Origin of the sequence: Streptomyces sp. NPDC051963, from assembly GCF_044593495.1 — a bacterium.
Taxonomy (GTDB): Bacteria; Actinomycetota; Actinomycetes; order Streptomycetales; family Streptomycetaceae; genus Streptomyces.
Genome location: NZ_JBIUCC010000002.1, coordinates 862,979 through 875,626, shown reverse-complemented (window position 1 = coordinate 875,626; position 12,648 = coordinate 862,979). Strand labels below are relative to the sequence as shown.

The 12,648-nt window shown below is 71.1% G+C and carries 12 protein-coding genes; 4 read left to right on the top strand and 8 right to left on the bottom strand.

The annotated features are described in order from the left end of the window. Nucleotides 1–15 precede the first annotated feature (15 nt). Both ACIHFB_RS10370 and ACIHFB_RS10365 read left to right on the top strand, forming a co-directional pair. Complete coding sequence (locus ACIHFB_RS10370) at nucleotides 16–795, top strand: alpha/beta fold hydrolase (protein ID WP_365277360.1); 780 nt, start codon at nucleotides 16–18, stop codon at nucleotides 793–795. Next, nucleotides 788–1,393 (top strand): hypothetical protein, encoded by a 606-nt coding sequence (locus ACIHFB_RS10365; RefSeq protein WP_365277357.1) that lies wholly within the window; start codon nucleotides 788–790, stop codon nucleotides 1,391–1,393. The genes ACIHFB_RS10370 and ACIHFB_RS10365 overlap by 8 nt, the downstream gene beginning before the upstream one ends. Before the next feature lie 68 nt (nucleotides 1,394–1,461). On the opposite strand, the gene ACIHFB_RS10360 is transcribed toward ACIHFB_RS10365, so the two are convergent. The 6 genes from ACIHFB_RS10360 to ACIHFB_RS10335 all read right to left on the bottom strand — a co-directional run bounded on the left by ACIHFB_RS10360 (nucleotide 1,462) and on the right by ACIHFB_RS10335 (nucleotide 6,575). Continuing rightward, the gene (locus ACIHFB_RS10360) at nucleotides 1,462–2,208 is read right to left on the bottom strand and encodes an endonuclease/exonuclease/phosphatase family protein (RefSeq protein ID WP_365277354.1); all 747 of its coding nucleotides are present in this window, start codon (nucleotides 2,206–2,208) and stop codon (nucleotides 1,462–1,464) included. 150 nt (nucleotides 2,209–2,358) lie between these two features. Beyond that, nucleotides 2,359–3,312, bottom strand: a complete 954-nt coding sequence (locus tag ACIHFB_RS10355) for an ROK family glucokinase (RefSeq protein WP_365277351.1) — start codon at nucleotides 3,310–3,312, stop codon at nucleotides 2,359–2,361. A gap of 112 nt (nucleotides 3,313–3,424) precedes the next feature. After that, nucleotides 3,425–3,958: a DUF5304 domain-containing protein gene (locus ACIHFB_RS10350; protein ID WP_400126334.1), complete on the bottom strand. Its 534-nt coding sequence runs from the start codon at nucleotides 3,956–3,958 to the stop codon at nucleotides 3,425–3,427. 57 nt (nucleotides 3,959–4,015) lie between these two features. Next, complete coding sequence (locus ACIHFB_RS10345) at nucleotides 4,016–5,194, bottom strand: ArsA-related P-loop ATPase (protein WP_365277345.1); 1,179 nt, start codon at nucleotides 5,192–5,194, stop codon at nucleotides 4,016–4,018. A 61-nt stretch (nucleotides 5,195–5,255) separates the two neighbouring features. Further along, the gene (locus tag ACIHFB_RS10340; RefSeq protein WP_210587338.1) at nucleotides 5,256–5,699 is read right to left on the bottom strand and encodes an SRPBCC family protein; all 444 of its coding nucleotides are present in this window, start codon (nucleotides 5,697–5,699) and stop codon (nucleotides 5,256–5,258) included. Nucleotides 5,700–5,819: 120 nt separating this feature from the next. Continuing rightward, complete coding sequence (locus tag ACIHFB_RS10335; RefSeq protein ID WP_400126761.1) at nucleotides 5,820–6,575, bottom strand: metallophosphoesterase; 756 nt, start codon at nucleotides 6,573–6,575, stop codon at nucleotides 5,820–5,822. Nucleotides 6,576–6,936: 361 nt separating this feature from the next. On the opposite strand from ACIHFB_RS10335, the gene ACIHFB_RS10330 reads away from it, so the two are divergent. Beyond that, nucleotides 6,937–8,733, top strand: a complete 1,797-nt coding sequence (locus tag ACIHFB_RS10330) for an AMP-dependent synthetase/ligase (RefSeq protein WP_365277338.1) — start codon at nucleotides 6,937–6,939, stop codon at nucleotides 8,731–8,733. A gap of 77 nt (nucleotides 8,734–8,810) precedes the next feature. Here ACIHFB_RS10330 and ACIHFB_RS10325 read toward each other — a convergent pair whose 3' ends face one another. After that, the gene (locus ACIHFB_RS10325; protein ID WP_365277335.1) at nucleotides 8,811–9,953 is read right to left on the bottom strand and encodes a glycosyltransferase family 4 protein; all 1,143 of its coding nucleotides are present in this window, start codon (nucleotides 9,951–9,953) and stop codon (nucleotides 8,811–8,813) included. A 111-nt stretch (nucleotides 9,954–10,064) separates the two neighbouring features. Between ACIHFB_RS10325 and ACIHFB_RS10320 the strand changes: the two genes are divergently transcribed. Further along, entirely contained in the window at nucleotides 10,065–11,300 is a 1,236-nt protein-coding gene (locus tag ACIHFB_RS10320) for a glycosyltransferase 87 family protein (protein WP_400126331.1), read from the top strand. Between the two features lie 31 nt (nucleotides 11,301–11,331). On the opposite strand, the gene ACIHFB_RS10315 is transcribed toward ACIHFB_RS10320, so the two are convergent. Further along, complete coding sequence (locus ACIHFB_RS10315) at nucleotides 11,332–12,486, bottom strand: hypothetical protein (RefSeq protein ID WP_365277329.1); 1,155 nt, start codon at nucleotides 12,484–12,486, stop codon at nucleotides 11,332–11,334. Between the last annotated feature and the right edge of the window lie 162 nt (nucleotides 12,487–12,648).

Genomic DNA, 12,648 nt, shown 5'->3' with positions numbered 1-12,648 from the left:
AACAGGAGACCGAAGGTGCCGCTCCTCCCTGGAGCCGAGCCGTTCCGCCACGAGGGCGGGGAGATCGGCGTCCTTCTGTGCCACGGCTTCACCGGCTCGCCGCAGTCGCTGCGCCCCTGGGCGGAGTATCTCGCCGAGCGAGACCTGACCGTCTCCCTGCCACTGCTGCCCGGACACGGCACACGCTGGGAGGACCTCGAACTCACCGGCTGGCAGGACTGGTATGCCGAGGTGGACCGCGAGCTGCGCGCCCTGAGCGAGCGCTGCACGCAGGTCTTCGTCGCCGGCCTGTCCATGGGCGGCACGCTGGCGCTGCGGCTGGCCGCCAAGCACGGCGACGCGATCAGCGGCGTCGTGGTCGTCAACCCCGGCAACAAGGTGCACGGCCTCGCGGCGTACGCCCTTCCGGTCGCCCGCCACCTCGTCCGTACGACGAAGGGGATCGCCAGCGACATCGCCCTGCCCGGCAGCACGGAGATCGGGTACGACAAGGTGCCACTGCACGCGGCGCACTCCCTGCGCAGGTTCTTCCAGCAGGTCGACGGAGAGCTGCCGCAGGTCACCCAGCCGGTGCTGCTCCTGCGCAGCCCGCAGGACCATGTCGTGCCGCCCGCCGACTCGGCGCGGGTCCTCAGCCGGATCTCCTCCACGGACGTACAGGAGATCCTGCTGGAACAGAGCTACCACGTGGCGACGTTGGACCACGACGCGGACCGGATCTTCGCGGAGAGCTTCGCGTTCATCGGCCGGCTCGCACCCAGTCTCGGCAAGGAAGGGACGGCCGCAGGTGGCTGAGCACGACTCCGACCGCGAGGACCGCGAGCCGGACGAGCAGGGTGTGCCCTTCGACGAGGCCGCCGCCTGGGAGGCGATCGTCGAGGGGTACGGCGAGGAGCCGCCGGACCCGCCGGGCTCCAAGCCCTTCAAGTCCGTCGAGGACCTGGCACTCCTGGAGCCGGAGACGAACGACGTGAGCCCCAAGGAAGCGCCGGAGGCCAAGGAAGCCAAAGAGGCCGAGGAGCCCGCGGGGGGCGACAAGCCGGCCAAGCCCCTGGGCAGCTCCGTCTCCTTCGCGCCCGGCGTCGGCGGCCCCCGGGACTACACCGCGCCCGAGCCGTCCGAGGAGGACTTCACCGAGGACGACGAGGGCCACTTCGTACCGCCCGAGCCACCGCCGCTGCCGGCCGCCGACGCCACCTCCAAGTTCGCCTGGCTCGGTGTGATCGGCGGCCCGATCCTGCTGCTGCTCGCGGTCCTGCTGGGCTGGGAGATGACCTGGTGGCTCACCACACTCGGCATCGGCGGCTTCGTGGGCGGCTTCGCCACGCTGGTGATGCGGATGCGGACGGACGACGAGGACGACGACGACCCGGGGCGGGGCGCGGTCGTCTAGCCGGCCTGAATTCTGAGGGCGGCCGGCACCGGAAGGTGATCCGTGGCCGCCCTCAGAGCAGAACCTTCTCAGGCTGCGGGTACGCGCAATGCCGCCAGCACCGGAAGGTGATCCGTGGCCGCCCTCAGATCTGCCTCGGTCACTCCGGGGTGGTCGAGGGGTACGCCGGCGCCGAGTACCTCGATGCCCTTCGTGGCGAAGATCGCGTCGATGCGGCGGTGGGGTTCGGTGTGCGTCCAGGTGTTCTCGCCGCCCCAGGGCGCGGTGGCCCAGCAGTCCTGGAGGGGCTCGGTGAGCCGGGTGAAGGCTCGGCCGCCGGGGCGTTCGTTGAGGTCACCGCCGGCGATCGCATGGTCCACGCCCAGGCCGGCGAGGCGGTCGAGGAGCATGCCGGACTGGTCGTAGCGCTCGTCCTTGCTCAGCGACAGATGACAGCTCAGCACGCCGAGACGCGTGCCGCCGAAGCGTACGACGGCGGTGGCGAAGCCGCGGCGGTGCTGGCCGGGGGTGAGAGGGAGAAGGACGTCTTCGGTGCGTTCGACGGTCGCCCGGAGCGAGCAGAGCAGCGCGGGCCCCGCTGCCGTGCCTCCGCCGGAGAGGATCACCAGGTCCGCCGCGCGGGCCAGACGGGCCAGCTTCTTGCGCCAGCGGAAGAAGCGGGGGGCCTCCTGGATCAGCACCAGGTCGGGGGCGCAGGCGGTGATCACGCGGGCGAGGGCGGCGGTGTCGTCCCGCATCGAGCGGATGTTGTAGCTGAGGACCCTGATGACCGCGGAACCGTCGGGCTCCGTGCAGGAATTGGGGAGCGGCGGCATGTGGATCAATGTACGCCCAACAGCTCGGGGCGCGAGGATTGTGGGCGACTACCGGTCGTGTGTGGCTGGTCGCGCCCACGCGGCGGAGTCGCATGTTTATACAGCCTCGCGCCCCTGGGCGCTGCAGTCCCCGTAGCGGAAAAGTCGGCGTTACATGATCGGGTCTGGCTCCCGGGCCAAGTCTGCCGCGCCCACCAGACCCGCTTCGTTGCCCAGCTGCGCGGCGATCACCTCGGCGACCGGGCGCCAGTTCCCGCCGACCAGCCAGCGCTTGTACGACTTGCGGATCGGGTCGAGGACCAGTTCGCCCTCGTCGGAGAGGCCGCCGCCGACGATGAAGGCGGAGGGGTCGAAGAGCGAGGCCAGGTCGGCGAGGCCGGCGCCGGCCCAGCGGGCCAGTTCGCGGTAGGAGTCGACGGCGACGGGGTCGCCCTGGCGGGCGGCCATGGAGATGTGCTTGCCCTCGATGCCGTCGGGGTTGCCGTCGCCGAGGCCGAGGAGGATCTCGGCGTTCTCGGGGGTGGCGTTCGCCCGCTGCTTTGCGTATCTGACCAGGGCCCGCCCGGACGCGTACTGCTCCCAGCAGCCCTGTGAGCCGCAGCCGCACAGCAGGCCGTCCGGGACCATCCGGATGTGGCCGAACTCGGCGGCGACGCCGAAGTGGCCGCGGCGCAGCTTGTTGCCGATGATGATGCCGCCGCCGAGGCCGGTGCCGAGCGTGATGCAGATGACATTGCGGTGGCCCTTGCCGGCGCCGAACTTGTACTCGCCCCAGGCGGCGGCGTTGGCGTCGTTCTCCACGACCACGGGGAGGCCGACGCGCTGCTCGACCTTCTCCTTCAGCGGCTCCTGGCGCCAGTCGATGTTGGGGGCGAAGTACACCGTCGAGCGCTGGCGGTTGACGTAACCGGCGGCACCGATACCCACGCCGACGATCTCGTGCCCGGCACGTGCCCCGTCCACGGCGGAGGCGATGGCGTCCACGATGCCGTCGGGCGTGCCCGGGGTCGGCACCTTGTGGGTCGAGAGGATGTTGCCTTCCTCGTCGACCACGCCGGCCGCGATCTTCGTGCCGCCGATGTCGACGCCGATGGTGAGTCCCATGAATCCCTCAGTTTCGGTCGAGCCCCGCTACGGCCAACCGTACCCGAGGCCCTCTGTGTCAGGTTCCCGTCGTCCGCCCGGTGAGCGGGCCTTGAGGGGCCATGGGTGGGCGTCAGTCCAAGTCGATGCGTTGGCCGGGGCCGGTGCCCTCGCCGGGGTCGTCGGGGTCGTCGTGGTCGGCGGACTCGTCGAGCTCGTCCGTCCGGCCCGTCCAGCGGCGCTCCTGGGCCTGGACGGCGGAGCGGTAGGCGGCGAGGAGTTCGTTGCCGGCCGCGGCCAGGTGGTCGAAGATGTCCGGGTTGCGTTCGATGACGGGCTCGACGGCGGCCTTCGCCTGCTGGACGACCTGCCGCACCACCTGCTCGGCGGCCGGACCGGCGACCGCACCGAGCAGGGGGGACTGAAGGCCGGACAGCTTGTCCGCGACGGTGTCGACGAGCTTGCGCAGTTCCTCGGCGGCCGAGCCGGGGGGCGGGCCGTAGGCGGCGCGGCGGCGGGCCTTCTCCGCCGCGAGGTCCTCGGCACACGCCGTCGCCCAGGCGTCGGCGTCGGTGGCGCGTGCCTCGTCGACAGTTTCCCGCTCGCCGCTCTCGTACTTCTCGAGCTTCTCCTGAGCGGGGTCGGACGCGGGGCGCTCTTCGCTCATGACGGACTCCTGACTACGGTTCGTCTCTCCGACGTTACCCGAACGGGCGTACCGGTTTCACCGTGTCCTGGGCCATTGATCGGGGTCAGGCGCACACCGGACGCGCAGCTCTCCGTCGCGCAGGGCGGCGCCCTCCACGGTGCAGCGGCGCAGGGCCGACGGCAGCGGGACGATACGGCGGAACTGCCCTGCGGTGACGACGAGTTCGTCGCCGCGCCGGACGAGGTCCAGGTGGTCCCGCAGGGCGCCGGGCAGCGGGATGTGCCAGACGAAGATCCGGCTGTCGCCGTCGTCGGCGAGCTGGTCGGTGACCGGCCACTCCACGGTGGAGGGGCGTGTGTTGACAACGGGGACGGTGAGGGCGGTGAGGTCGTCGGCGCCACGGGGGTCATGGCCGAGATGCGCGACGCGACGGACCTCGTACGCCCCCTCCCATTCCTCCAGTGTCTTGCGCTGCTGGGCGACGGGCCCGGCGAGCCAGCTGTCGGCGGCGGTGTCGGGCAGGACGCGGTTGGCGACGAGGACATCGGGGCGCAGGCCGCGCAGAGCGAGACCGAGGGTGGCCGTGCGTACGGCGTCGGCGCCGCTCGGACCGGGCTCGGCGACAAGCCGTACGACGGTGTTCCGGTCGGCGACGACGGCCTCGACGGCGGCGAGCTCGGTGTCCCAGCGGGCGGCGGTCTCGTACAGCCACTCCGCGGGCATGGGAACCCCGGCGAGCCGCCCCAGCACGGGCCGCAGGGCGCGGGCCGCCTGCCGCTCGGGCGGGAGCAGCCGGCGCAGATAGCGCCGGAGCTCCTCGGGCAGGGAGAGCAGGGCCAGGGCGTCCGGGACGGCGGGCAGGTCCACGACGAGCAGCTCGTGCGCCTCCGTGAGGGCGGCGTCCCGCAGTGCGCGCAGCAGCGTGAGCTCTTCCGCGCCGGGGAGCGGGGTGACCTCCTCCGGGTCGAGCCGGGAGGCACCGAGCAGTTCGAAGGCGGCACTCGCGCGTTTCTGGAAGGCGGCGAGGTCGTCCCGGAACGCGTCGGTCGCGTCCGGTCGCCAGGCGGTGAGGTGCGGGGCGACCCGGGTCGGCGCCGGTCCGACGCCCGCCCCGAGCGCGGCTCCGAGCGTGTCCGTCCGATCGCCGCTCAGCACGAGCGTCTCGATGCCGTCATGTGCGGCGGCGAGCGCGGTGGCGGCGGCGACGGTCGTACGACCGCTGCCGCCCGGGCCGGTGATCAGGATGGTGCGCATGGGGGTGAACGGTACCTGTGCGTACCGTCGGCCGGACCGTGGCCCGGCACAGCCTGCGGGGCTACTTCTCCCCCGACTCCACCCGCTTCTTCAGTCCCGCCAGCGCGCGGTCGGTGATGACCTTCTCCGCCTTGCGCTTGATCATGCCGAGCATGGGGATTTTGACGTCGACGGTCAGCTGGTAGGTGACCTCGGTCGATCCGGCGCCGGCCGGCTTGAGGATGTACGAGCCGTCCAGGGACCGCAGCATCTGGGACTTCACCAGCGTCCAGGACACCTCGTGCTCCCCGGTCCAGGTGTACGCCAGCGTCTGGTCGTCCTTGATCGCCCCGGCGTCCATCACCAGACGGACCTCCTCGGCACGCCCCTGACCGTCCGTCCGCAGGACCTCCGCCTCCTTGACCTCGCCGGTCCAGTCGGGATAGCGGGCGAAGTCGGCGATCACCTCCATGACATCGGCCGGTGCCGCCTCGATCGTGATGCTCGAGCTGGTGTGTTCCGCCATCGCCGTGGCTCCTCCAGATGCGGGCCGGTAGATCACCGAGATCTTCCTCGTGCGCACGTGTGTGCAGCGTGAAGGCTACCGCGCACCCGACCTGCCGCCTTCACCGCCGTCGAGGGACCGTCACCACTCCAGCGCCCATGGCTTCCCCGTCCCCGCGAAGTGCCCGACGTTCACACACTCCGTCGGCCCGATCCGCATCCTGCGCACCAGCGGCTGATGGACATGGCCGAACAGCGCATAGCGGGGCCGGGTCCGGTGGATCGCCGCCAGCAGCGCCCGGCTGCCCCGCTCGAAGCGTCGCGCCACCGTGTCGTAGACCAGCTCGGGGACCTCCGGAGGGATGTGGGTGCAGAGCACGTCCACCTCCCCCACCGCCTCGACCTTCGCCGCGTACTCCTCGTCACTGATCTCGTACGGCGTGCTCATGGGCGTGCGGAGCCCGCCGCCGACGAAGCCGAAGACCCGGCCCCCGATCTCGACCCGCTCCCCGTCCAGGACGGTCGTGCCCGGCCCGGCGTACTCGGCCCACAAAGGCGGCATGTCGACATTGCCGTATGTCGCGTACGTCGGTGTCGGGAACGCCGCGAACATCTCGGCGTACTGCTTGCGCACGGCCTTCTCGATCGCGGCGGCACGGTCGCCGCCGATGCCCGCCCACAGGCTCGCCCCGAACACCCGCGCCTCCTCGAAGCGGCGGGCGGTGCGCAGCTCGACGATGCGGTCGGCGTTCGCGACTCCGAACAGGTCGGGGAAGATGCCGCGCGAGTGGTCGGCGTAGTCGAGGAACAGCACCAGGTCGCCCAGGCAGATCAGGGCGTCCGCGCCGGCACCGGCTCTGGCCAGGTCACGGGCGTTTCCGTGCACGTCACTGACCACATGAACGCGTGTCCGGCGGTTTCCGGCTGGTGTGGGTGCCATGGCGATCAAGGGTAGGCGTGTGCGATGTACGTGAACAGTGCCAGCTGGACCTGCGGTTACTGGCACGGCATCAAAACCGTGGACTACTCTGCGCGAAGGAACACCAATCTGTGTGACGCAGCGAACATATCGCCGGGCCCCCTGTCGAAGACGCCATACCGGCGGGTAACGTCCGGGCAGTCCAGTCGTACTCAGGATTTCAACAATGATCATTCTCAACCACGGTCATGTCGGGGTCCCGAGTGCCTGCCCAAGCCTTGGACCGCACCGTCGCATCACACAATGTCGTGGCGCCGGCGCCCTATGAGGAGCAGCAGTCTTGCGCGAGTTCAGCCTTCCGGCTTTGTACGAAGTCCCTGCGGACGGCAATCTCACCGACATCGTCCGGAGAAACGCCGCGCAGCATCCTGACGTCGCCGTGATCGCCCGCAAGGTGGGCGGTGCCTGGCAGGACGTGACGGCCACCGCCTTCCTGACGGAGGTGCACGCGGCCGCCAAGGGCCTGATCGCCGCCGGCGTCGAACCGGGCGACCGGGTCGGCCTGATGTCCCGTACCCGCTATGAGTGGACGCTGCTCGACTTCGCGATCTGGTGCGCGGGCGCGGTCACCGTGCCGGTGTACGAGACCAGTTCGCCGGAGCAGATGCAGTGGATCCTCAGCGACTCGGGCGCCACCGCCTTCGTGGTGGAGACGGACGACCACGCGGCCGCCGTCGAGTCGGTACGCGACCGGCTGCCCGCCCTGAAGCACATCTGGCAGATCGAGGCCGGTGGGCTGGAGGAGCTGGGCCGGCTCGGTCAGGACGTGTCCGACCAGACCGTCGAGGAGCGCAGCTCGCTGGCGAAGGCCGACGACGCGGCCACCATCGTCTACACCTCCGGCACCACCGGGCGCCCGAAGGGCTGTGTGCTCACCCACCGCAGCTTCTTCGCGGAGTGCGGGAACATCGTGGAACGCCTGCGTCCGCTGTTCCGCACGGGCGAGTGCTCGGTGCTGCTCTTCCTGCCGCTCGCGCATGTCTTCGGACGGCTCGTGCAGGTCGCGCCGATGATGGCGCCGATCAAGCTGGGCCTCGTACCGGACATCAAGAACCTCACGGACGAGCTGGCCTCGTTCCGGCCGACGCTGATCCTGGGCGTACCGCGCGTCTTCGAGAAGGTCTACAACTCCGCCCGCGCCAAGGCGCAGGCGGACGGCAAGGGCAAGATCTTCGACAAGGCGGCGGACACCGCCATCGCGTACAGCAAGGCGCTGGACACCCCGTCGGGCCCGTCCCTCGGCCTGAAGATCAAGCACAAGACGTTCGACAAGCTCGTCTACAGCAAGCTTCGGGCGGTGCTCGGCGGCAAGGGCGAGTACGCCATCTCCGGCGGCGCCCCGCTCGGCGAGCGCCTGGGGCACTTCTTCCGCGGCATCGGCTTCACGGTCCTGGAGGGCTACGGCCTGACCGAGTCCTGTGCCGCGACCGCGTTCAACCCCTGGGACCGGCAGAAGATCGGCACGGTCGGCCAGCCGCTGCCGGGCTCCGTGGTGCGGATCGCGGACGACGGTGAGGTGCTGCTGCACGGCGAGCACCTGTTCACGGGGTACTGGAACAACCCGGGTGCGACCGAGGAGGCGCTGGCCGACGGCTGGTTCCACACCGGTGACATCGGCACCCTGGACGAGGACGGCTACCTGAGGATCACCGGCCGCAAGAAGGAGATCATCGTCACCGCGGGCGGCAAGAACGTCGCTCCGGCCGTGATCGAGGACCGGATCCGTGCGCATGCGCTGGTCGCGGAGTGCATGGTGGTCGGTGACGCACGGCCGTTCGTCGGCGCGCTGATCACCATCGACGAGGAGTTCCTGGGCCGCTGGGCGGCCGAGCACGGCAAGCCGGAGGGCTCCACCGCGGCGGCGCTGCATCAGGACCCGGATCTGATCGCGGCCATCCAGAGCGCGGTGGATGACGGCAACGCCGCGGTGTCGAAGGCGGAATCGGTACGGAAGTTCCGGATTCTGCCCGCCCAGTTCTCCGAGGAGTCGGGCCATCTGACGCCGTCGCTGAAGCTCAAGCGGAACGTGGTGGCGAAGGACTACGCGGACGAGATCGAGGCGATCTACCAGAAGTAGCGCGGCACCTGCCGTTCGGCGAGTGCGGGTTGTCCGTGGCTTGTCGCGCAGTTCCCCGCGCCCCTAAGGGAGTTGTCCTACAGGAGTGTTTTGAGGTTCTCCGCCAGTAGGTCCCAGCGCCACTTCTCCTCGACCCACTCCCTGCCCCGCTCACCCATCCTGCGGCGCAGCTCGGAGTCTGCCAGGAGTGTGACGATGCGGTCGGCGGCTTCCTCGGCGGAGCCGCCGCGGACGACCCACCCCGTCTCGCCGTCGAGGACCGCGTCCGGGGCGCCGCCCGAGTCGCCGGCGACGACGGGCAGGCCGGTGGCGGACGCCTCCAGGTAGACGATGCCGAGGCCCTCGACGTCGAGACCGCGTCGCCGTGTGCGGCAGGGCATGGCGAAGACGTCCCCGGCGCCGTAGTGCGCGGGCAGCTCCGACCAGGGCACGGCACCGGTGAAGCGCACGGAGTCGGTCACCCGGGTCTCGGCCGCCAGCCTGCGCAGGTCCTTCTCGTAGGGCCCGCCGCCGACTATCAGCAGCACGGCCTCCGGCTCCTTGGCCAGGATCCGGGGCATGGCGAGGATCAGCGTGTCCTGCCCCTTGCGCGGCACCAGCCGGGACACGCACACGATCACCGGCCGGTCCGTCAGCCCGAGCCGGGCCCGCACCTGAGCGCCCCCCGACCCCGGATGAAAGGTCTTCTCGTCCACCCCGGGCGGCAGTTGCACCATCCGCGAGGCGGCGTGCGCCGTCAGGGCACCCGCGATCCGCGAGCGCGTGTACTCGCCGAGGTAGGTGATCGTGTCCGTGGACTCCCCGATCCGGCGCAACAGCTGGCGCGCGGCGGGCAGTTGGGCCCACCCGGCCTCGTGCCCGTGCGTGGTCGCCACCAGCCGCTCGGCCCCGGCCGCCCGCAGCGCCGGCGCCATCAGACCGAGCGGCGCGGCCGCCCCGAACCACACCGACGTGCACCCGTGCCCACGCAACAGCCCGACCGCCCGCCGGGTGACCTGCGGCGTCGGCAGCAGCATCGTCGTGCGGTCGCGTACGACGGTGAAGGGCTGCTCGGCGTCGAACGCGGCCGTGGCCTCGATGCCCTCCTGGCTGCGCTTCCAGGTGGACGCGTAGACGACGATCTGCTCCGGATCGAGCCGTAGCGCCATGTTGTGCAGGAATGCCTGGATTCCGCCGGGCCGGGGCGGGAAGTCGTTCGTCACAATGAGGGTCTTGTCCATCGCGGCCGACCCTACCGGGCGCGTCCAGGTGGCCGTGCTCCATGGCCGGCGCACAGGCCGGTGGGAGATCATGGCCCTGCCAGGACCGGACCGGGACGAACAGGGGCTCAGGTGGACATTGCAGGTGGGCGGCGGTCGCTGTGGTGGCTGCTGGGGACCTGGGGCCTTACCCGGCTGGTGCTGCTGCTGTTCGTCTTCAAGGTGTTCGTCTTCCCCGGCCCGGACGTCACCAGTGATGTGTCGGTCATCTACCAGGGCTGGTTCGAGGTGCTGCGCACCGGCACCTTCCCGCTCGACGACGTCACCTGGCAGTACCCGCCCGCCGCGGCCCTGGCGATCCTCTCCCCCGCACTGCTGTTCTTCCTGGACTACGCGAACGCCTTCTTCGTCCTCGCCTTCCTCGCCGACCTGGCCGTCCTCGCCCTGCTCCTGCACGCGGGCCTGCGCCCCGGCCGCTCGCTGCGCGGCGCCTGGATGTGGGTGGCGGGCGTCCCGCTGCTCGGGCCGACCGTGTACGCGCGGTACGACGTGATGGTCACGGCCGTGGCGGTGGCCGCGCTGCTCGCCGGAGCCCGGCGCCCTCGGCTGATGGGCGCGCTGGTGGGCCTGGGCGCGATGGTCAAGGTGTGGCCGGTGCTGCTGCTGGTCGGTGCGCTCAAGCGGCGGGCCTGGGCCGCGGCCGGGGTCACGGCGTTGGCGCTGGCCGCGCTCTTCGCCGCCGTCATGCCGGGCGCCTTCGCCTTCCTGACCTTCCAGCGCGACCGCGGCACCGAGATCGAGTCGCTGGGCGCCCTCGTCTTCCATGTGGCCCGGCACTTCGGCTGGAGCGGCGAGGTGCTGCTCAACTACGGCTCGGTCGAATTCCTCGGCCCGTATGTGAGCCTCGTGAGCACCGCCGCCCTGGCCCTGACCGGGCTCGCCTTCGGCTGGCTGCTGCTGTGGCGGCTGATGGCCGGACGGTTCGTGACGCACACCCTCGCCGACGCGGCGTTCGTGGCGGTACTGATGTTCACGACGACGAGCCGGGTGATCAGCCCGCAGTACATGGTCTGGCTGGTCGGCCTGGCGGCCGTCTGCCTCTGCTACCGCGCCGGCCCGATGCGGCTGCCCGCCGGGCTGGTCCTGGCGGCGTCCTTTGTGACGGTGCTGGAGTTCCCGGTCTACTTCGCCCATGTCGTGGCTGGCGACACCCTCGGCGTCACGCTCCTGTTCGTCCGCAACGGCCTGCTGGTGATCGCCACCGTCGTGGCGGCCCGGGCCCTGTGGCGCTCGACCGTGTCAGCCGCCGCCGCGCTCCCCCTGCCCACGCAGGTCGCCCGCAGCAAGGAGGCGTCCCTCCCCTCCTGAGACCTGAGACGCGAGACCTGAGACCTGGGTATCAGCCGAACTGGCCCCGCAGATACTCCTGCCACTGCGCGGTGAACTCCTCCGGCGTCGTCCCGAGCACCCTCTTCATCGCGTCCTCGACCGCGCCCGCCCGCTCCTGATGGTCGCCGACGGCACGGTAGAACTCGCCGAGCCGTACCTCGCCCCAGTGGTCCGCGATGAGCCGGCAGGCCATCCAGCCGCTCTCGTAGGCGCGCGCGAGCCGGGTCGCGTCGCCGGAGAACCCGAAGTCCGCGTCCTCGGGCAGCGCGGCCGGCACCTGCCCGCCGGTCACGGCGCGCTCCAGCTCGGGCGCGGCCTCGGACGGGGTGCGCCCGGAGCCCCGGTAGCCGACCCAGTCGGCGTACCCCTCGGACAGCCACAGCGGGGTCGCGAGGCCGGTGTGGGCGCGGGTGGCGACATGGGTGGTCTCGTGGGTGAGCACGACCTGTTTGCCGCTGTCTCCGAGGACGCCGTACGCGTCCGGGTTGACGATCACCCGGTCCGCGGGTGCGGCCGCCGGGGCGCCCGTCTCGCCGGTGGTGACCGCGGCGATCCCCCGGTACGAGGAGGCGGGCGAGCCCAGCAGCCCCGCCATGCCCTCCAGGGACTTCGGTACGAGCACCACGACGTGCCGGGACCAGTCCGTGCCCCAGGCCTCCGACACGGCGGGCACCGCCCGGTCCGCGAGAGCGGCGAACTCGCCCAGCCGCTCATGGGACTGCCCGACCCCCATCACAAGGCTCTCCTCGCCCCGTACGACGCTCACCGCGCCCTGGTCCCACAGCTGGTCGGCGGACTCCTTCTCCGGCCGCTCCGCGTCGACGTACCACTGCCCGCCGTCGGACCGGCTGAGGTCGAGGGTGCGGCCGACGGTGATGGGTGCCTTGTCGTACCCGTCGACGCGGTAGCGCAGCTCGGCCTCGGCGGTCACGGTGTCACCGGAGCCGAGCACGCTCGTGACCCGGTAGGACCAGTCGGCGAGGGGCACTTCCCGCAGATTGCCGAACCAGCTCAGCGCCCCCGTGCGCAGGAAGGCCGCCTGGTCGTGGCCGAGTATCGCCATCGCCCGGGTGTCGAGGACCCGCTGCACATCGGCCCGGGTGCTGTCGGTCGCCGGTCTGCCACCGCACGACACCAGGGCGACGAGCAGCAGACACAGCGCCACGACTCCGGATCCTGATGCCCGCCCTTGAAGCGGCCCCGGGGAAGTGCAGGTGCGTTCCCGCGTCGTTCGGTGTGTGCTCTCGGTGTGCCGGACGAAGGCCCTCGTAGCGGAGCTACTTGGGTCTTTGGCCGGTACAGCGAGAGTGCGTGCTGGGCGGCGTGG

Excerpts from the sequence above, each read along its gene's own strand:
- ACIHFB_RS10345 (WP_365277345.1), bottom strand. The coding sequence starts at position 5,194 with ATGCGCACCATCCTGATCACCGGCCCGGGCGGCAGCGGTCGTACGACC.
- ACIHFB_RS10360 (WP_365277354.1), bottom strand. The coding sequence starts at position 2,208 with ATGCCGCCGCTCCCCAATTCCTGCACGGAGCCCGACGGTTCCGCGGTC.
- ACIHFB_RS10325 (WP_365277335.1), bottom strand. The coding sequence starts at position 9,953 with ATGGACAAGACCCTCATTGTGACGAACGACTTCCCGCCCCGGCCCGGC.
- ACIHFB_RS10340 (WP_210587338.1), bottom strand. The coding sequence starts at position 5,699 with ATGGCGGAACACACCAGCTCGAGCATCACGATCGAGGCGGCACCGGCC.
- ACIHFB_RS10355 (WP_365277351.1), bottom strand. The coding sequence starts at position 3,312 with ATGGGACTCACCATCGGCGTCGACATCGGCGGCACGAAGATCGCGGCC.
- ACIHFB_RS10350 (WP_400126334.1), bottom strand. The coding sequence starts at position 3,958 with ATGAGCGAAGAGCGCCCCGCGTCCGACCCCGCTCAGGAGAAGCTCGAG.